Source organism: Pseudoalteromonas sp. P1-8 (genome assembly GCF_001399985.1).
Taxonomy (GTDB): domain Bacteria; phylum Pseudomonadota; class Gammaproteobacteria; order Enterobacterales; family Alteromonadaceae; genus Pseudoalteromonas.
Genome location: NZ_LJSO01000005.1, coordinates 258,735 through 278,725, shown reverse-complemented (window position 1 = coordinate 278,725; position 19,991 = coordinate 258,735). Strand labels below are relative to the sequence as shown.

Here is a 19,991-nt window from a genome sequence, read left to right as displayed (position 1 = left end):
ATAGTAATTTATGATGGGGCGTATTTGGCTACAGCATTAGTCTAGCGGCTAAAAGCAGGCACAAAAAAAGGCTTAATAAAATTAAGCCCTTAGTATTAGTTTTTGAACTGTTACTTGCTAGTCATGAAATCGATAGCAGCGCTGATCTCTTCATCAGAACAGTCCATACACGTACCTTTAGGAGGCATCGCGTTGAAACCGTTGATTGCATGGTTAAGTAGAGTGTCCATGCCTTTAGCAATACGAGGAGCCCAATCATCAGCTGATTTAGGTGCACCTAGTGCGCCAGTACCATGACAAGCAAAACATGCTGCTTGGTAAACTTGTTCACCAGAACGAGGACCTGTAGGTTCAGCAGCGACCGCAGCTTTATCACCTTCTAGATATACAGAACCAATTGGCGCTAGACGCTTTTTAATTGCATCTTCAGTCAAAGAGTTGTCATACGCTTGTGCATATGCCGTTGTTGCTAGCAGTAATAATGCAGCTGATAGTTTTTTCATTTTGCCTTGCTCACTTCGATTTGAACGTGATCAATCACGATATCTGACGGAAATTAGAACGATTATAACGCTAAGCCACAATTTATAAAATGATCTAAAAGGCTTTTTCTTGAGAAAAACCGTCATTTTTTTGCGTTAGCGCAAGAAAAGCCAGCATTAAATACTGGCTCCTAGCTTGATGTTTAAGCAAGCTCTAATACTTTGTTAACCAATTTTTCGATACCCGCATCAGCATCTAAAATGCTTTGGGCCAACATATAGGCTGGGGTTGTGACCACTTTATGCTGAGGATCAACAACGATATCATCCACAGCACAGCTTTGGTGCGCTCCGCCAAGTTGCTCTATAGCTGAGGCGGTGTCTGCATCGTTACCAATGGTTGTTTTTACACCTTTACCATAAATAAGCGGCAGCATGGCAGGAGCAATACATATATAACCTGCTGCTTTGTTGGCATCGACAAAGCCCTTCGCAGTTGTCAGTACATCACCTTGAACTTGGGCATCTGCGCCTTTAACAGCAAAGTCAGATAGGTTTTTCGCGGCCCCAAAGCCACCTGGTACAATCAAGGCATCGAATTCATCTACATTTAGCTCGGTCAGCGCTTTAATTTCACCACGGGCAATACGCGCAGCTTCAACTAACACATTACGGTTAGGAGTCATTTCTTCACCGGTTAGGTGATTAATGGTGTGCATTTGGTCGATATCGGGTGCGAAGCATTGATAGCTCGCGCCTGCTTTTGCGATATGTAATAAGGTTAATACGGCTTCATTGATTTCTGCGCCGTCGTAAACACCGCAACCAGCTAAAATTACAGCAACTTTTTTCATTTTTGAACTCTCCTTAATGCGACTAGCTTTAGTTTAACAAGGATACGAGCATGGCGACAAAATAAAAAATTTTCGTCGCTTGATAACTCGCAAAGCGTGATGAATAGCTGTTTATGCCTTTTTATAAATTACTAACGAAAAAAAAAGTATAAAGGATCGCTATGATCTTTGATCCATTATGCTAGAATACTCCTCCGGTTATGAAAAGGGATGTTAATTCGGTATCGAATAAGCAAAAGGTTATCGCTACTAAAACCGTTTTCCACATCGGACAAAAATAATAAAAAAAGAACGCCGTAATATCTTTTTTAAATCAAAACATGAACTTATAAAATTTTCCTAAATGTTTTTTCATTTCGGGAGAATAGGCTCTGTCTGTTATCTACAAAGTTATCCACAGCTTGCTCTGTCATAAACCTTTATTGGTTAATAATTCACAGTCGTTTTCTTCATGGCCTTATGGCATGCTTACAAACAATTTAATGTTATTCAATTAGGATCCAATTTCACCATGGCTCAGATCCCTGAAAATCCACTTATTCTTGTAGATGGTTCTTCTTATTTATTCCGTGCATACCATTCGCCACCGCACCTTACTAACTCAAAAGGTGAAGCGACAGGCGCAATCTATGGCGTAGTTAATATGCTTAAGAGTTTGATCAAGCAATATGATCCGTCGCACATGGTGGTGGTATTTGATGCCAAGGGTAAAACCTTCAGAAATGACATGTACAGTGAATACAAAGCGAATCGTCCGCCAATGCCGGATGACTTACGAACACAGATCGCACCACTGCATAACATTATTAAAGCAATGGGTTTCCCACTGATTAGTATTGAAGGTGTTGAGGCTGACGATGTTATTGGTACCTTTGCGCGTATAGCGTCAGAGCAGCAGCGTCATGTACTGATCTCAACTGGCGATAAAGATATGGCGCAGCTTGTTAATGAGCATGTAACGCTGATCAATACCATGACAGATAGCATTTCAGATCCAGAGACTGTGGTTGAAAAGTTTGGCGTTGGTCCTGAGTTGATCATTGATTACCTTGCTTTAATGGGTGATAAGGTCGATAACATCCCAGGTGTTGATGGCTGTGGTCCAAAAACCGCAGTGAAATGGCTACAAAAATATGGATCATTGCAAGGTGTTATTGATCATGCAGGTGAAATTAAAGGCAAGATTGGTGAAAAACTTGCTGCTGCACTTGATCATCTGCCACTTAGCTATGAATTAGCAACAATTAAGTGTGATGTTGAGGTTGAGTCAGATCTTGAAACCTTTAAGCTGCAAGAGCCTAATCGTGACGAGCTGATTGCACTTTATGGTGAGTGTGAGTTCCGCCGTTGGTTAGCTGAGCTACTTGATAATCCTAAAGACGCTGACACGCATTTAGATGTGCCAACTGAAGCTAACGAACTACCAAAAGTTGCTGATGCACACTACGAAACTATTTTAACTGAAGAGCAGCTAGATACCTTAGTGGCGCAGTTAAATGACGCTGAATTATTTGCTTTTGATACTGAAACAACCAGCCTTGATTATATGCAAGCGCAATTGGTTGGTATGAGCTTTGCTGTTAAGGCGGGTGAAGCGGCTTATCTTCCGGTTGCTCACGATTACCCAGATGCGCCAGAGCAATTAAGCTTAGAAACCGTAATGGCAAAAATTGGCCCAATCTTAGCTGACGAAAACAAAGCGAAAGTGGGGCAAAATCTTAAGTACGATAAAAGCGTGTTAGCGAATGCGGGCTTTGAGTTAAAGGGTATTAAATACGACACTATGTTGGAGTCGTATGTATTTAATAGTGTAGGTAGCCGCCATGATATGGACTCACTGGCACTGAAATACCTAGGTCATAAGAATATCAGCTTTGAAGATATTGCCGGTAAAGGTAAAAAGCAGTTAACGTTTAACCAAATTGAGCTAGAAAAAGCGGCGCCTTATGCTGCTGAAGATGCGGATATAACGCTACGTCTTCACCAAGTGTTATGGCCAAAAATTGATGCCGATAGCCAATTAAAATCGGTATTCGAAGATATTGAGTTACCACTTGTCACAGTGCTTTCTGATATTGAGCGTACTGGTGTTGCAATTGATAGCAACATGCTGGAAGCTCACAGCCAACGTTTAGGTGAACGCCTGTTAGAGCTTGAGCAAGAAGCTTATGATATTGCAGGTGAAAAATTTAACTTAGGCTCACCTAAGCAACTGCAAACTATTTTGTTTGAAAAACTTGAGCTGCCTGTTATCAAGAAAACACCTAAGGGTGCACCTTCGACAGCAGAAGAAGTATTGCAAGAACTTGCTCATGATTATCCATTACCAAAAGTGATTATTGAGCACCGTGGTTTATCTAAACTTAAATCAACTTACACAGATAAACTTCCGCTAATGGTTGATGAGCGCACTAAGCGAGTGCATACCTCTTATCATCAAGCTGTAACAGCAACAGGGCGTTTAAGCTCAACGGATCCTAACTTACAGAATATTCCAATTCGTTCAGAAGAAGGCCGTCGAATTCGTGAAGCCTTTATTGCTGCACCTGGCCATAAAATTGTGGCTGCCGATTACAGCCAAATTGAATTACGTATCATGGCGCATTTATCACAAGATAAAGGCCTATTAACTGCGTTTGCGAATGGTTTAGATGTGCACAGCGCAACCGCTGCAGAAGTCTTTGGGGTTAGCCTTGAAGAGGTTACCAGCGATATGCGTCGTAAAGCGAAAGCGGTTAACTTCGGTTTAATTTATGGCATGTCGGCGTTTGGTTTATCACGTCAGTTAGATGTACCACGCCATGAAGCACAGCATTATATTGATAAATACTTCGAGCGTTTCCCAGGCGTACTTGAGTACATGGAAACAACCCGTGAAAAAGCAGCTGATAAAGGGTATGTAGAAACGATTTTTGGTCGTCGCTTACATTTACCGGAAATCAATGCCCGTAACGGCGCTCGTCGCAAAGCCGCTGAACGTGCTGCGATCAACGCACCAATGCAAGGTACTGCTGCTGATATCATCAAAAAAGCGATGCTTAAAGTTCATCAGTGGGTGAACGCGCAAGCTGAAGGTTCAGTGAAGCTGCTAATGCAAGTGCACGATGAATTAGTGTTCGAAATTAAAGAAGAGTGTGTTGACGACTATAAAGCTGAAATTTGTAAGCTAATGTCTGAAGCGGCTACTCTTGATGTGCCTCTGATTGTTGAAGCCGACAGCGGTGACAACTGGCAACAGGCACACTAATAGTCGCAAAAAATGAAAGCTGTCAGCTATCAGCCGTCAGCTTTCAGACCAAAAGTTAGCGAGTTACTAGGGGAAAGAGTAAAATTAGCGAGTTGCTTGACGCGTTAGCTAAGTCATTTAGGCTTGCTAACTTGCTAACTTGCTAACTTGCTAACTTGCTAACTCACAACTCACAACTCACAACTCACAACTCATTCCATTTAATCGTCTGGGCCTTTTAGGGTAAACACTAAATGCCTGCGCATGTCTTTTAAAATCACGCCTTTTTTCAGCATTGCGCCACTTAGGCGTTTTTGCCATTTTAATAGTTCTGGGGTCGCTGCATCGAGTGATTGCTGGTTTTCAAATTGAAAACATAATAGCAATGAGCCTGGGAATAAGTGGTATTCCACATCAAACCAGCATTGCAACATGCCTTCAAGTTCTGCACGACCTTGCTCTTCAAGGGCGTCGGCAACATTTAATACAAGGGTTTGCTGTTTTAATTGTACTTTAGAAAGCTTTTTCATTTAAAACCAAAATCGAGTCGAAAAACAGATTATACCTAAGCTTTACGCTTGGCGGAATGCATTACGCCAGTCTCGCGGTGATAAACCAAACTGAGAGCGAAAATGATGACGTAAAGTAACAGATGAGCCAAAGCCGCATTGCTCGGCTAAATGTTCTAGTGGTAAATCAGTTGACTCAAGAAGTCGCTGTGCGTGGTTTAAACGTTGATTTAACAGCCACTGCCCAACGCTCTGTCCAGTAAGCGATTGAAAGTGGCGGGTAAAGGTGCGTCGGCTCATGTGCATTTGCTCTGCGAGTGTATCAATCGTATGGTTGCTAGCTAAGTTTTCTTGCATCTGTTCAAGTAAGCTTGCTAAACGCTCATCAGCAACACTTTCGGGGACGGGTAAGGCAATAAATTGTGTCTGCCCACCAGTGCGATACGGAGCCGTTACCATCATTCTGGCAATAGCATTAGTTTGCTCGCTTCCTAAAAATTTGCGAACTAAATATAAGCAGCAATCAATAGCTGCTGCTGTTCCTGCCGATGTATAGAGCTGGTCATGTTCAAGGTAAAGTACTTGATTGTTAAGTTTCACTTTTGCAAAGCGAGCTTTAAAGTCATCGCTGTATGCCCAGTGGGTGGTTGCTTCAATATTATCTAAAAGCCCAATGTGTGCTAACGCATAAGCTCCTAAACAGAGCCCTACAATAATAGCGCCACGGCTATGAGCGTTTAGCAAACTGGTTGCTAATTCTTTAGAGGGGGCTGTTTCAGGGGATGGCCAAGACGGAATAATTATAATATCTGCCTGATCAAATTTTGTTATTGAGTGGTGAGCTTGAATATCAAACCCCGCACTTGAGGGCATTACCTGTTCACATTCGCTGCACACTGTTAAATTAAATTCTTTGATACCTGCCGAGCGAGCGCCCTCACCAAACACCATACATGGTACTGCAAGATGAAATGGGCTGATATTAGGAAATGCGAATACTGCAACATTCATGGTAAAGCCTTATTAAACACTTTGGCCCAATATTATCGATAAATGGTATTTGGGTCACTGTTTGATACGTTAAAAATTCAGCAAACTAGGGTTCAATAAAATGAAAAAGGGCTCATACAATGACAAACACAGCATTACTAATTATCGACTTACAGAATGATTATTTTGAAGATGGTGCATTTCCTTTATGGCAGGCTAAACAAGTAAAAGATCAGCTAGTAGATGTGATCAAACAAGCAACAGAACGCGGAGTTTTACCTATTCATATTCAGCATGTTGCTGATCCTTCTCAGGGGGTAGCGCCATTTTTTAATGAAGGTACAGAAGGTGTTGATATTCATCCTGATATTTTAAAAGCAGCACCAGAAGCCCCTGTGGTTGTAAAACACTATGCAGACAGCTTTCATCAGACCAATTTAGAAGATGTATTAAAGCAACATGGTATTAAAAAACTTTTGATCGCAGGCATGATGACGCAAAACTGTGTGACTCATACTGCTATCTCAGAGCAAGCTAAAGAGTACGATGTGGCAGTTATAACGGATGTGAGTACCACAGTATCTGAAATGCTACATTTAATCGCACTAAATGCGCTTGCCCCACGAGTAAAACTGTTAGACGCAAAGCAAGCCTTGCTTAGTTTGCAAAGTAGTTAATATTTGCAAAGGCCGAAATAACATCTTTGGCAAATGCAATACGGGGGTGCTTTAGTGCCCCTTTGTTCCAAACTAAGTAAATTATGTTTTCTGGGCCTTCGGGCCCTAGTTGCACAAGCTCTCCGGCTTTTATCTGATCGCGACAAAGGTAATCGGGTAATACAGAATAGCCAATACCTGAACGAATAATATTGCTAATAGCACGTATGTCCGGGCAAATAGCAATGACGTTTGAGTGGCATTTTGCGTTGAATACAGCTTCAAAGTATTGTCTTATCAAAGGCAGCTCTTCATCATAAGCAACGACATTGTAGCTTGAGAGTAAAGCTGCGGTAATGGCGCTGTCTTTGATTTCTCGGCCATGTAGACGGTTCATCACCAAAATGAGCTTTTCTTTGTCGAGCACAAGGCTATCGAATAGTGCTGGATCAGGCGCTGATGCGGCAATAGCAATATCTGCAGTACCTGATTGTAATGCTTCAAAAATACTCACCTTATTACCAATATGCAGAACAAGGTTTACATTGCCAGATTGCAGTAAGTTGGCAATTTGTGGCCCCGATACACTACTAATATATTCGGCAGGTCCTGCAATATTAACAGTGCCATGTGCGGCATCAGAACGTGCCCGTATCGACATGATCTTTTGCTCTAATATATCGATATGACCAGAAACCTGAAGTGCTAGATCATGTGCAGCGGCAGTGGGGGTAACGCCACGGGCTTTGCGCTCAAATAAAGGTTTACCAACTACAGCTTCCATTGCTTGAATGTGTGAGGTCACCGAAGGCTGAGATAAGCCTAAATTAGCCGCTGCCTTCGTAATATTTTTACAACGATAAACTTCAACAAAGGTTTTTAATTGCGTGAGATAAGACATGTAAATGTACGAGCCATAAATATTCTGATTGCTCCTCTTAATTTATCCGAATTCTACTCGCCCCGCAAACCAACTATGATGGCTGTACTTTCTTAAAGGATGAGTTATGAAAAAGATATTACAGCGACTAACGCTTGTTGCTGCATCAACTATGTCGATGTTTGCAGTGGCGGGTGAAGGCGAAGTATTGGTTATTTTATCAAGTGAAACAACCATGGACTTAGCTGACGGCCAGAGCATCGAAACAGGCTACTACCTAAATGAGTTTGGTGTGCCAGCAAAAGCATTAGTTGATGCGGGTTATGAGCTTGTACTTGCAACACCTAAAGGTAATGCGCCTCAAGTAGATAAAAAATCAGTGAGTACCGACTACTTTGATGGTAATGAAGCTAAAATGCAGAGCATTCAGCGTTTTGTAGCATCGCTACCAGATATCAAAGATACCGCAAGTCTAAGCGAAATTTTAGCGGGTGACTTAAGCCAGTATGAGGCAGTATTTATCCCAGGCGGCCATGCGCCTTTAATTGATTTAGCAAACAACCCAGAAGTGGGTGAAATTTTGCGTCACTTTAATAAGCAAGGTAAACCAACAGCGGCAATTTGCCATGGCCCAATTACGTTGTTGTCGGCACAAGTTCAGCCAAATTCTTATTATCAAGCGATAAAAGATGGCGAAAAGGCATCGGCCAATAACTGGATTTATGATGGCTATAAAATGACTATTTTTTCAGACCCTGAAGAGCGTGTTTTTGAAAGCAGTTTAGAAGGTAAAAAGCTTAAGTTTTATCCCGCTATGGCAATGGAAAACGCCGGTGGAAATATGGCATTCGCTAGTGAGTGGCAGCCAAACGTGGTTGTTGACCGCGAACTCATTACGGGGCAAAACCCGTTTTCAGATAAATTATTAGCAGAAAAGCTTTTAGAAATGTTAGCTAAGTAAATTAGCTAATTAGCAATTTAAACCTAATTTAAGGGGCATTTAAATGTTGAACTTTATTTATAAAAATCAAACCGAAATTTTGTTTGGTAAAGGTCAAATGAGTGAGATCACGTCACGTTTACCAGAAAACGCTAAAGTACTATTACTTTTTGGTGGTGGCTCAATAAAGAAAAATGGCGTATACGACCAAGCAATGAGTGCATTAGCCGATGTTGACGTGATTGAGTTTGGTGGTGTTGAACCTAACCCAACATACGAAACGCTGATGCAAGCTGTGGCAACTGCTAAAGAGCAGAATGTTAACTTTATTCTAGCTGTTGGCGGTGGCAGCGTTATTGATGGCGCTAAGTTTGTTGCAGCAGCTTATAACTTTGCAGGTGAGCCGTGGGATATCCTTGTTAAAGGTGCTGAGTTTAGTAACCCGCTTCCTATTGGTGCAGTTTTAACTTTACCTGCAACTGGCTCTGAGAGTAACGGTAACTCAGTGGTTACTAAAAAAGAGACGTCGCAAAAACGTGCTTTTTCATCACCGAGTGTGCAACCTGTTTTTGCAGTACTTGATCCTGAATATACTTTTTCGTTACCAGAGCGCCAAGTAAGTAATGGTGTTGTAGATGCGTTTGTACACGTTATTGAGCAGTACTTAACTTACCCAGTAAACGCGCCATTACAAGACCGCTTTGCAGAAGGTATTTTACAAACCTTGATCAGCGAAGGGCCTAAAGCACTAAATGAACCGCAAAACTATGATGTAAGAGCCAATGTTATGTGGTCGGCTACAATGGCACTGAATGGCTTGATTGGTCAGGGTGTACCGCAAGATTGGTCTACGCATATGATTGGTCATGAATTAACAGCCCTTTATAACCTTGATCACGCACAAACGCTGGCGATTGTTTTACCTGCGCTAATGCATGTTCAAAAAGAGCAAAAGTCTATTAAAATACAACAGCTTGGTGCGCGAGTGTTTGGTTTTAATTATAACGATGAAGCTGAGCAAATCGATAAAACGATTAAAGCAGTGCAAGACTTCTTCGAAGCAATGGCTGTGAAAACGCGCCTTGCTGATTATGACCTTGATGAACAAGCAATCGATGCGGTTGTTAAAAACTTAGAAAAGAATGAGATAACTACGCTAGGTGAACACGGTGATATTGATTTAGCGAAAGTTAAGCAAATATTAGCGCTTGCACTTTAGGGCTTAAATTTAAAGGCGTAACATGAAGTGTTACGCCTTTTTAGTGCTTAAAATCGATTTGCTAGAACTGGCTAAAGATAGCCAAAAGAGCGGTTTACTTGAGCAGTTTAATGCGTGATGAAAGAGCAATATCAGCTACGTTACCCCAATAAATAAACTAATGTAGGTGAGTGTTCACTATTTCATTGAGCGCCATGCAAAGGTCGAAGCGGCAACCACAATCGCAATAGAAATACCGAGGTAGAGGGTTTCTATTGTGCCGCCAAACTCAACGGCGTGCTCTAAAAACAGAATCACCAAAATGACAGATGTTACTTGCACTAAAGTAATTTTTAAGTCATGAAAATCTTCGATATGAAAGGCGGCCAAAAACTGGCTACTCTTTGTGGTTGCAGGCGAAATGAATAGCCGGTACAGGCTGATGGTAATAACTTGAAGAGTAATGCCAATCAGTAATAAGTCGAGAATTTTTAAAAGCTCGACTATCATCTCTTTCCCTCCCTTAGCAGAGTCAGGCAACGATATAAGAGTCGTTTTAACAACATTAAAAACGATGTTCACACAGGTTATATAAACAAGTAATGACGAAATTGCTGTAGTGATAATCGCGATGATGACTAAAAACCGGCTATTTTGAAAAAGGCGCTCCATATCAGCTCACATATATAAATTTCTTTGTTATAAGAAGCTTAGCTGGTTTTTGATTAAATACAGCACGTTCATTAGCTAAGGGGGCTTAACTTATTAGTTCTTTAAGTATTTACGTGCGAGCTCTGGTTGTGTATAAGTTTAAGGAACAAAAAGGTTGCTTCTATTAAGCATTAATACAAAAGGGATTTTTATGGGCTCGATGGCTAAGCACTCACTCGAACTGGATTTAAATGATAAAAAATGGTTTCGATATGCTGCCTTTAAAGAAAAATCGTCACTAACTGAAGAGTCAATAACAGAACTAGAATCTCTCCCAGGCTTAGCGACGTTATCTGGGTGGGCCGAAGTGTTTTTTGCGCTTATGGTATGCGCAATTTCGCTATCTAGTTTTTATTTAGTAGATGCTTTTAACCCATGGCTGGCTTTTTTAGTTTGTCTTACAAGTTTTTTGGTCGTGTTTATTACCAAGCGCATCATGACTTACAAGAAGTATGGCTTTGGTTCTAAATGGGCAATGAGCATAAGCAAGGATGAGCTCAAAATTGATAAATTGACTTTTAAAGAGCACCAAAATCACACTCTCACCATTGCTAAAAACGAAATCGCAGAGGTTTTGTTTCACTACACGATGGATCTAAAACGCAAACGAAAGTTTGGCGAACCACGAATTAGATTACCCACTTTGCATGTATGTGAAATTCACTTAAAAAATGGCGATACCCATGAAATTGACGGGATGCGGGTAGGGCTTTTTAACGTGTTATATTTAATGGTTTTTCATGGCTACCCATTAAGCTTTAAAGGCACTTTTGCTGGTGGCGCAAGGAATGCCTTAATTCTGTTACTAAGGATGTTTGCCCTATCGGCAATTGCAAGTGCGCTCAGTATGCTTTTCATTAATTTAAAGCCTTGAGCAGTTGTAGCGTGTTCTTGAATGAAATAGCGCCTATTAGAATTAATAGACGCAGTTGGTATGCTCGTATTAAGCAATAAAGTCGAGGGTTACAAGTAGCCGTTTTTCTCCAGCAGCGAGTGCTGGTGAGCGGTGCACAAGGCCTTTGCCTTCGTTATCTTGCCAAGTTTCGCCTTTTAATAGAGCTACATCACCCACATTAAGAGAGTGAATTTTGGAATTTGCTGTCATTAACCCTGATTCTTCATCACTTAATCCTTGGTGACCTGCACCAAGTTTAGTGCGATCAAGTCCTGCATTTTGCAACCACTGTGAGCCACTACCACAATAGGTGCTGACTAACCGACAAGGAACTCTGTCAACATGAAAACGTGGGCACATGGCACGTTCAAGTACTCTTAGGCGCAATCCGGTGCGCTTTAACTCAAATAAATAACAAAACATATCAACAAGCTGAGCGAGGTCGGCTTTAAGCTCTTCTGCTTGAGGTAGTTTTTCAAGGGCCTTATTTATGTCAGCCACAATGGTATTTTGATTGATCACAGCGTTAATACTGAGTTCTGGGTTAGCTGTAATACTCTCAGCTACTTCTGATTGCAGCTGTTCAGTTAAGCTGCGTTGCCAAATTGCAATGTTATGCTCAGGTTTATAAATTTGTGAAAACACCACAGGGCTTAGCGCTGTTGCTGCCGCTGATGGTAGGTTATCAGTGTCATGTTCTAATGCGTAAGCTGTCATTATGCTTCCTCCCAAACAGGAAATGGATCGGGCAGGGTTTGCCAAAGCGCTTTGCCTGCTAATAGTTCATCGTCGCTAAGTAAGCATTTATCGAGAGCTTGAATGATCGCTGCTTGATTGAGGTTTTGACCAATAAAAACCAGCTCTTGGCGCATATCACCAAAGGGTTCTTGCCATACTTGGTTAATTGAATCTAAGTAGTCGCTATCAGTTGGCCACTGATCTTTCGGTAAGGCTTTCCAAAATATCCCGCCAAAACCATAGCGGGCTATGCCGCCTGCTTGATTCCATTGGCAGGCAAATTGCGGTCGAGAGGCTAACCAAAAGTAGCCCTTGGAGCGAAGCAATTTGCCTTCGCGTTGATTGTTATGAATAAAGTTATAAAATTTTTCAGGGTGAAAAGGGCGGCGGGCCTCGTAAGTAAAGCTGCTAATACCGTATTCTTCGGTTTCTGGGGTATGCTCGCCGCGCAGCTCTTTTAGCCAGCCAGGTGCTTGCTGAGCTTTTTCAAAGTTAAACAGGCCCGTGCCCAAAATTGTGTTGATATCAACTTTGCCATTCTCAATAGCAATAAGCTCTGCAGAGGTATTTAATGAACTTAAAATGGCTTTTAAACTCTCAAGCTCATCGGCGCTAATTAAGTCTGTTTTACTAATTAAAATGACATCAGCAAACTCAACTTGATCAATGAGTAGGTCGGCCACGCTTCGCTCATCTTCATCACCTAAATGCTCGTTGGTTTCTTGTAAAAATTTGGCTTCGTTAAAGTCGTTTAAAAAGTTAACGGCATCAACGACCGTGACCATGGTATCAAGTCTTGCAACATAAGAAAGTGACACGCCATCTTCATCGGCAAAGGTAAATGTTTCGGCAACCGGAAGGGGCTCTGAAATCCCGGTTGACTCAATAACCAAATAATCAAATTGGCCTGTTTGCGCTAAAGCGCGTACTTCAATGAGTAAGTCTTCACGCAGTGTGCAGCAGATACAACCATTACTCATTTCTACTAGTTTTTCTTCGCCGCGGCTCAGCGAAACATCGTTTTTAACTGTTGCTGCATCGATGTTTATTTCGCTCATATCATTGACGATTACAGCCACTTTTTTGTCTTCACGGTTATTTAAAATATGGCTGAGCACAGTGGTTTTACCTGCACCTAAAAAGCCAGAGAGCACGGTGACGGGAAGTTTGCTCATGGTAGTGACCCTTAATTAGATTAAACAAAATATGGTAAATGTTTTGTTATAATATATCAATAAAGGGGCGGTTAGGAATAGTTGTTATGTATTATTGCAAGATAAAGGTTAACGATAGTGAAGTGTAATACGCTATCGCATTGCTTTTTATTAGTGAAAGCTGAGCTTTGCTGTGTGCTTACCTAAAAATACGAAGTTAATAAATGCCGAATGTTGAGTGTATTTTATGGTGGGGAGGGTAAATCTAAAGTAGGAGGTTTAGATTGTTTTAGTTAGAAAAAATTACACAAATTGTGTAATAAGTTTATTTACATGTTATTTAATTTAATTTTAACTTGTTGATATTGTTGGTTTTAATTTTTGGCTTTTTACTTGCTACTAGTTTTCCTAAATTTACGTAATAACAATTTAACGAGTTTAAAATAAAGGGAAACTTATGCCGGAGTCATTTAAATATTCAGGTCAAAAGGGGCATGGTGGTGAGCTACATCAACATGCAAATAATCAGTATTCAACAATGACTACAGCACAAGGCTGTCCTGTTAGTGATAATCAAAATTCCTTGTCAGCAGGGAAGCGTGGTCCAACATTAATGGAGGACCATATTTTTCGTGAAAAAATGTTTCATTTCGATCATGAGCGTATTCCTGAGAGGGTTGTGCATGCTAGAGGTTATGGGGCACACGGTTACTTTGAAACTTACGAAACACTTGAAGAGCTGACATGCGCGGATATATTTCAACGAAAAGGCGAGAAAACACCTGTATTCACTCGGTTTTCAACGGTAGCTGGTAGCAAGGGCTCGCCTGATTTAGCAAGGGATGTGCGCGGATTTGCTGTTAAATTTTATACAAAAGAGGGAAACTGGGATTTAGTTGGTAATAACATTCCTGTGTTTTTTATCCAAGATGCGATGAAATTCCCAGACTTGATCCATAGCGCTAAAGCTGAGCCTGATCGTGGTTTTCCGCAAGCTCAAACGGCTCATGATAATTTTTGGGACTTTATTAGCTTATCGCCTGAATCTATGCATATGGTCATGTGGGCGATGTCTGATAGAGCTATTCCACGTTCATTACGCTTTATTGAAGGATTTGGCGTTCACACATTTAAGTTTATCAATAAAAATGGTGAGCAAAAGTACGTTAAATTCCATTGGAAACCTAAATCAGGCATGCAATCAGTGGTTTGGAATGAAGCTGTTAAAATTAATGGAGCAGATCCTGACTTTCATCGCCGTGATATGTGGGAATCAATTCAAAATGGCGATTACCCTGAGTGGGAACTTGGCGTACAGGTATTTGACCAAGCTTTTGCCGATGACTTTGAGTTTGATGTATTTGATGCCACAAAGCTTATCCCTGAAGAGCAAGTACCCGTTAAGATCATTGGTCGAATGGTTTTAGATAGAGTGGTTGATAATTTTTTTGCAGAAACCGAGCAGGTTGCTTTTTGCACACAAAACATAGTTCCCGGAATCGATTTTACACCAGATCCACTATTACAAGGGCGTAACTTCTCATATTTAGATACTCAAACAAAGCGATTAGGAGGGCCAAATTTCACTCATATCCCTATTAATGCACCTAAATGTCCAATGCACCACTTTCACCAAGATGGTCACATGGCAATGCATAACCCCAAAGGAAGAGTAAATTATGAGCCAAACTCTTGGCAAAGTGATGAAAACAATCCAAGAGAATGTCCTGTTCATGGCTTTAAAAGCTCTGATGATGAAGCGCAAGGTAGCAAGCTAAGGTATCGATCAGAAACCTTCAGTGATCATTACAGCCAAGCTAGGCAGTTTTATCTAAGTCAAACTAAGATAGAGCAATCACATATCCAGGACGCATTGATTTTTGAACTGTCAAAAGTGGAACATTTAGCTATTAGGGAGCGTGTGGTGTCTCATTTACTAAATATTGATAGCGAATTAGCTAAGTTAGTGGCCGCTGGTTTGGGTTTGCAAACAATGCCTGAACCTGCTGAGGCTGCACTAAAAACTCGCCAAGATTTACCTGTATCTGATGCACTGAGTATTCAAAAAAGTGCTTTGGCTACTTTTGAGGGAAGGAAGCTCGGTATTCTCGTTAGTGATGGCTTTGACGATCAGCTATTTAATTCATTAGTTAGCGAACTAAACGAGCAAGGTGCGAACTTTGAAGTCATTGCAGCCCAGATCGGTGGAGCGAAAAGCTCTACTGGTGTTCACCTTGGAGCAGAGCAAGTTATTAACGGCGGCCCTTCTGTTTTATATGATGCAGTTGTTTTACTGACATCAGAGGAAGGTGCTAAAGAGTTAATTAAAATTCCAGAGGCGAGAGATTTCGTTTCTGATGCGTACTCACACAAAAAATTTATTGGTTTTACTGAAAGCTCAATGGCGTTGTTAAAAGCTGTTGGCTTAAATGAAGACCAAGACGACGGCATCATTAACCTAGAAACGTGCAAGGCATGTGACTTTCTTCAGACACTAAAACAACTTCGTTATTGGCAACGATAACTCATCTTTCAAGGCGAGGGCTACTCGCCTTGAGTAATAATTATAGTGAGAAGGTGCAGTGAAATTAATTTATGTTGATGATAATTTGCCCGGTATTACTCGAAAAAGTCACTCTAAATGTTGGCTTTACTACGACCCAACAGGTAAGCGGATTAATGATAAAAGTGAAATCGCCCGTTTAGATGCACTAGCATTCCCTCCTGCATACAAAGATGTTTGGTTTTGTCCTGAAGAAAATGGCCATATTTTAGCAACTGGTTACGATACAAAAGGGAGAAAACAATACCTTTATCACCCAGATTTTAGAGAGCAGCAGGAGCTAAAAAAGTTCGAAGTGTGTGAGCTTTTCGGAAATAAATTACCCTTACTTAGGGCAAAGTTAGCTGAATATTTAGAAGGTAATACACTTGATTATCAAAGGACAATAGCTGCAGTTGTAAGATTGATGGATTTAGGCTCTTTAAGGATAGGGTCTAAACGTAACGCGAAAGAAAATAATAGTTTTGGAGCGACAACCTTACGTCGCCGCCATGCGAAGATAACAGGGAAAAATATTCGCTTAGAATATAAAGCTAAATCTGGCAAAGTGAGAGAGGTTAACCTTACAGATCGCGTTTTGAGCTCCATTATTAAAGAGTTGCAAGATTTACCCGGACAAAACCTGTTTCAATACAAAGAGGATGGTGAATGTATTCCCGTGACCTCACGTGAAGTTAATCAATTTATCCAGCATGTAATGGGAGAGGAGTTTAGTGCAAAACACTTTAGAACCTGGCGTGCAAGTGTTTTAGCATTCGAAGCTTTTTATAATGCAAAGAAAAAGCTCCCTTTGTGCGACATGCTAGAAACGGTATCGAGCCATTTGGGTAATACGCCAACGATAGCCCGTAATTCTTATATTCAACCGGCGCTTATTGATTTATGTAAAAAGGATGAAAACAACCAGGTTGGTTTAAGAAAGCAGTTAAAACTGCCCCGTAAAACGAAGTATTTGAATAGATACGAGCGAGGACTTCTACTCTTTCTCGGCCAGTAGATATGTCTATTTCTGGTAGTCAAGAAATACCAATTCCTGATAGCAACAATGACAGAATAAGTAAGACTATTTGGCAGTGTACTAATCGGTACAACTAGTTTAACTTTTTGCTAAATAACTGCTCATTAAGGATTTATATGCGCTTAGCCAAACTGTTGTTAGCATTTTCTATTACTTGTTTACCTTATACGTTATCGGCAAAAGAGCCATTAGCACCAAAGCTCCCAGAGGCTATACAAGAAATTTACCCTACAGTAATGAACCAACATATTTGGGTTGCAGGGGGGATCTCTACCGAGCTGCCAGCATCAGCGGGTAAGATGACAGCAAAAGTCCATTATTGGTCACCTAAGTATGCTAGTTGGCAATCAGCACCTAGTTTGCCTGAAGGGCGTCATCACACGTATTTAATCGCAGTAGAAAACAGATTATTTGCCTTTGGTGGTTTTGTTAATACACAAGGCCAGTGGACCAATAGCCGTGATGTGTTAATGCTAGATAAAGGCGCCAAAGCATGGCAAAAGGTGGCGAGTTTGCCTTTTGCGTTGAGTGAAACTGTGGGCGCAGTGCTTAATGGTAAAGTACATTTAGCTGGTGGCCGTAGCCCGAATAGTGAGAAAAATGGGCAATGGCAACATAGTTTAGATGTGAGTGCGCATTTAGTCTTTGATCCTAAAAACTTCACCTTCAAAGAAGCCGCGGCTTTACCTTCAGCTAGAAACAGTGCAGCGAGTGCACAAGTAAACGGCCGTTGGTTTGTGTTAGGTGGCAGAACCGTTGGCGGCGAGCCTATCACTGACATGCTCGAATACTTACCCGAAACAGACACTTGGCAAGCACATGCAGCACTCCCTAAAGCACGAGCAGGGCATGCGGCGGCAGTTATTGATAATGCTATCACTGTGTTTGGCGGTGAACATAGCCAAGGAGTTGACCGTGAGGTTTTTAGTTATGATTTAACCAAGCAGCAATGGCGCAAAACTTTCGAATGGCAAACACCTCGCCACGGTTTAGGGGCGGTTACATTAAACGGCGAAATTTGGCTATTGGGTGGTGCCACAAAGGTAGGGCTTTCTGAAACGAGCCGTGAAGTTAATAATGCAAATGTGCTGTTTGAAGGTATGAAAGGTTTATGATTACTGTCTGTTAAAAATAATGTTATATTTGTGTTTTTACTTAAAAGTAATAAAATAATACAAATTAAAATTTAACGATCAGGTTTCAAGATGACATTACAAACAAATAGTCCGTTAGTAGAGCAGCGTGCCGATCCGTTTGTGCATAAGCACAGCGATGGTTTTTATTATTTTACAGGTTCTGTACCAACTTATGATCGCATTGAACTTCGTAAGTCTGCGACATTAGAGGGCTTAAAAGACGCTGAAACCTTTGATATTTGGTTTAAACATGACAGCGGCCCGATGAGCCGTCATATCTGGGCACCTGAAATTCATTACCTAGATGGCAAATGGTATATCTACTTTGCTGCCAGTGAAGAAGATGATATTTGGGCATTACGTCCGTATGTGCTTGAGTGTAAAGGCCAAGATCCGCTAAATGATGAGTGGGTTGAACTTGGCATGATGCAAGCCGCTGAGGGCGATGAAAAGTCGTTCACCGATTTTTCTTTAGATGCCACTATTTTTGAAAATAACGGTAAGCGTTACTTCTGCTGGGCAGAGAAAACTGGCGGCCAATTTGCTGCATCAAACCTGTATTTAGCTGAGATGGAGTCACCTATTAAGCTAAAAACAGCGCAGTTTATGCTGACTACACCTGATTACGATTGGGAACGTGTCGACTTTTGGGTAAATGAAGGCCCGGCAGTACTTAAAAATAACGGTAAAATCTTTATTGCTTTCTCTGCAAGCGCAACAGGTGCATGTTACTGCATGGGCTATATGGAAGCCGATGAAAACAGCGATTTACTTGATCGTAATTCGTGGACTAAAACACGTATGCCAGTGCTTGAAACAAGTGTTGAAAAGAAAATTTTCGGCCCAGGTCATAACTGTTTTACAGTAGCTGAAGATGGTGAAACACCACTGTGTATTTACCATGCTCGTGACTATGAGCACGCAGTTGGTGAACCAAGTGTGGTCCCAAAAACAGACACCCGTCCACTTGAAGAGATTGTAAAAGATCCGCTTTACGATCCAAACCGCCATGCTCGTGTTATGGAAGTGAAGTACGACGAAAATGGTCGTCCGCTATTTGAACTGTATTAATTTTATAGTGACGTAAATTAACTTCATAAAGCCACCAGCTTAGGTGGCTTTATTGTATGAGAGTTAGTTAGCCAACAATAGCTGGGTACCAGTTTGCCAAAGTCACCCCAAATAAGCCGATTAAGAACACGATTGATATTAGCGTCATTAAACAGGCAGTGCCGATAGTGATAAACGTAATATTTGTACGAGCTGCATAGCGAACAAGTTCGGCTATTAAAAGTGGTACTAAGTAAGAGCAAAGGCTAACAGCAAGCACGGCAGGCCCAGTGAATGTGGCGGTATCAACGCCTAAGGTGCCAAATACTAAAAACCATGCAAATATCAATAATCTAAAAAACAACACACCATTAGCCGCAAGATATAACCGTATAGCCCACCTTTGATGAGCATTGAAGTTACGAGCCCGTGCTGTTTTCACTGCAAATATACTTGATACAATAACCACTAAGCCGCCAAACATTGTCAGTGCATGCATCAGTGTATTACCAACGGTGCCCCTTACTATCATTAAATACATGCCAGCAAATGAAATACAGCAAACTAAAACAACAAATACACGACCATTGTAGCGATGGAATGCGCTGTATTTTGTCCTCAGTTTTTCAATGAGTTGTAAGCTTCCGCCAAGGATCATCACTACCGCAAATAATACATGCACTGCATACATCAAATTCCCTGTGGCATCATTAGCAACATAGGCGGTGTTATTAAGTCGGTTCCAACCTGATAGACCTGTAGTTAACCCTGTCATTCCATAACCAAGAATGAGATAAACTACAAAGCAAGTTTGCGCCATTAGCAGGCTAATAAACCAAAGCTTTTTACTGTATTCGAGCGCTTTTAAAGGTGTGATTTTGCTATCTTTGTTAAACATCATCAATTCCATTACATTTTTCTAATACCGCTAATATAAAGGGCTAGAGCAAGATTTCTTCTCAAATTCGAAATTTGATCAATGAAATATTGT

General features: G+C 41.1%; 18 protein-coding genes. 9 read left to right on the top strand and 9 right to left on the bottom strand.

Features of this window, described 5'->3' with window-relative positions:
- Nucleotides 1–110 precede the first annotated feature (110 nt).
- Both AN213_RS09625 and elbB read right to left on the bottom strand, forming a co-directional pair.
- On the bottom strand, nucleotides 111–503 hold the full coding sequence (locus AN213_RS09625; protein ID WP_054561160.1) for a cytochrome c5 family protein: 393 nt from the start codon (nucleotides 501–503) through the stop codon (nucleotides 111–113).
- Nucleotides 504–685: 182 nt separating this feature from the next.
- A complete protein-coding gene (gene elbB / locus AN213_RS09620; protein WP_055021876.1) occupies nucleotides 686–1,336 on the bottom strand; it encodes an isoprenoid biosynthesis glyoxalase ElbB in 651 nt (216 codons plus the stop codon).
- 511 nt (nucleotides 1,337–1,847) lie between these two features.
- Between elbB and polA the strand changes: the two genes are divergently transcribed.
- Entirely contained in the window at nucleotides 1,848–4,583 is a 2,736-nt protein-coding gene (gene polA, locus AN213_RS09615) for a DNA polymerase I (protein ID WP_055198450.1), read from the top strand.
- Between the two features lie 200 nt (nucleotides 4,584–4,783).
- Here polA and AN213_RS09610 read toward each other — a convergent pair whose 3' ends face one another.
- Entirely contained in the window at nucleotides 4,784–5,092 is a 309-nt protein-coding gene (locus tag AN213_RS09610) for a hypothetical protein (RefSeq protein ID WP_055198448.1), read from the bottom strand.
- A gap of 42 nt (nucleotides 5,093–5,134) precedes the next feature.
- Nucleotides 5,135–6,082, bottom strand: a complete 948-nt coding sequence (locus tag AN213_RS09605) for a GlxA family transcriptional regulator (RefSeq protein ID WP_054560742.1) — start codon at nucleotides 6,080–6,082, stop codon at nucleotides 5,135–5,137.
- Nucleotides 6,083–6,201: 119 nt separating this feature from the next.
- Here AN213_RS09605 and AN213_RS09600 point away from each other — a divergent pair, with 119 nt between their 5' ends.
- Complete coding sequence (locus tag AN213_RS09600; protein WP_055198446.1) at nucleotides 6,202–6,738, top strand: cysteine hydrolase family protein; 537 nt, start codon at nucleotides 6,202–6,204, stop codon at nucleotides 6,736–6,738.
- Here AN213_RS09600 and AN213_RS09595 read toward each other — a convergent pair.
- Nucleotides 6,719–7,618, bottom strand: a complete 900-nt coding sequence (locus AN213_RS09595) for a LysR family transcriptional regulator (protein ID WP_055198444.1) — start codon at nucleotides 7,616–7,618, stop codon at nucleotides 6,719–6,721. The genes AN213_RS09600 and AN213_RS09595 overlap by 20 nt on opposite strands.
- A gap of 106 nt (nucleotides 7,619–7,724) precedes the next feature.
- Here AN213_RS09595 and AN213_RS09590 point away from each other — a divergent pair, with 106 nt between their 5' ends.
- Together AN213_RS09590 and AN213_RS09585 are read left to right on the top strand one after the other, a co-directional pair.
- Nucleotides 7,725–8,558 (top strand): type 1 glutamine amidotransferase domain-containing protein, encoded by an 834-nt coding sequence (locus AN213_RS09590; protein WP_055198442.1) that lies wholly within the window; start codon nucleotides 7,725–7,727, stop codon nucleotides 8,556–8,558.
- 43 nt (nucleotides 8,559–8,601) lie between these two features.
- Entirely contained in the window at nucleotides 8,602–9,756 is a 1,155-nt protein-coding gene (locus tag AN213_RS09585; protein ID WP_055021311.1) for an iron-containing alcohol dehydrogenase, read from the top strand.
- Nucleotides 9,757–9,933: 177 nt separating this feature from the next.
- Here AN213_RS09585 and AN213_RS09580 read toward each other — a convergent pair whose 3' ends face one another.
- Nucleotides 9,934–10,407, bottom strand: coding sequence for a YqhA family protein (locus AN213_RS09580; RefSeq protein ID WP_054560737.1), 474 nt, complete (start codon nucleotides 10,405–10,407; stop codon nucleotides 9,934–9,936).
- A 346-nt stretch (nucleotides 10,408–10,753) separates the two neighbouring features.
- Between AN213_RS09580 and AN213_RS09575 the strand changes: the two genes are divergently transcribed.
- Nucleotides 10,754–11,320: a hypothetical protein gene (locus tag AN213_RS09575; protein WP_150114706.1), complete on the top strand. Its 567-nt coding sequence runs from the start codon at nucleotides 10,754–10,756 to the stop codon at nucleotides 11,318–11,320.
- 69 nt (nucleotides 11,321–11,389) lie between these two features.
- On the opposite strand, the gene AN213_RS09570 is transcribed toward AN213_RS09575, so the two are convergent.
- Both AN213_RS09570 and zigA read right to left on the bottom strand, forming a co-directional pair.
- Nucleotides 11,390–12,058, bottom strand: a complete 669-nt coding sequence (locus AN213_RS09570) for a DUF1826 domain-containing protein (RefSeq protein WP_055198438.1) — start codon at nucleotides 12,056–12,058, stop codon at nucleotides 11,390–11,392.
- Complete coding sequence (gene zigA, locus AN213_RS09565; protein WP_055198437.1) at nucleotides 12,058–13,254, bottom strand: zinc metallochaperone GTPase ZigA; 1,197 nt, start codon at nucleotides 13,252–13,254, stop codon at nucleotides 12,058–12,060. The genes AN213_RS09570 and zigA overlap by 1 nt, the downstream gene beginning before the upstream one ends.
- Nucleotides 13,255–13,690: 436 nt before the next feature.
- Between zigA and AN213_RS09560 the strand changes: the two genes are divergently transcribed.
- From AN213_RS09560 to AN213_RS09545, 4 genes are all read left to right on the top strand, one after another.
- Nucleotides 13,691–15,757, top strand: a complete 2,067-nt coding sequence (locus AN213_RS09560) for a catalase (RefSeq protein ID WP_055198431.1) — start codon at nucleotides 13,691–13,693, stop codon at nucleotides 15,755–15,757.
- Nucleotides 15,758–15,815: 58 nt separating this feature from the next.
- Entirely contained in the window at nucleotides 15,816–16,793 is a 978-nt protein-coding gene (locus tag AN213_RS09555) for a DNA topoisomerase IB (RefSeq protein WP_055198429.1), read from the top strand.
- A gap of 137 nt (nucleotides 16,794–16,930) precedes the next feature.
- The gene (locus tag AN213_RS09550; protein ID WP_055198427.1) at nucleotides 16,931–17,929 is read left to right on the top strand and encodes a kelch repeat-containing protein; all 999 of its coding nucleotides are present in this window, start codon (nucleotides 16,931–16,933) and stop codon (nucleotides 17,927–17,929) included.
- 90 nt (nucleotides 17,930–18,019) lie between these two features.
- Nucleotides 18,020–19,021 carry a family 43 glycosylhydrolase gene (locus AN213_RS09545; RefSeq protein ID WP_054560730.1) on the top strand — a complete coding sequence of 334 codons (1,002 nt, stop codon included), beginning with the start codon at nucleotides 18,020–18,022 and terminating at the stop codon, nucleotides 19,019–19,021.
- 67 nt (nucleotides 19,022–19,088) lie between these two features.
- Here AN213_RS09545 and AN213_RS09540 read toward each other — a convergent pair whose 3' ends face one another.
- A complete protein-coding gene (locus tag AN213_RS09540; protein ID WP_236702904.1) occupies nucleotides 19,089–19,910 on the bottom strand; it encodes a DUF2306 domain-containing protein in 822 nt (273 codons plus the stop codon).
- Nucleotides 19,911–19,991 lie beyond the last annotated feature (81 nt).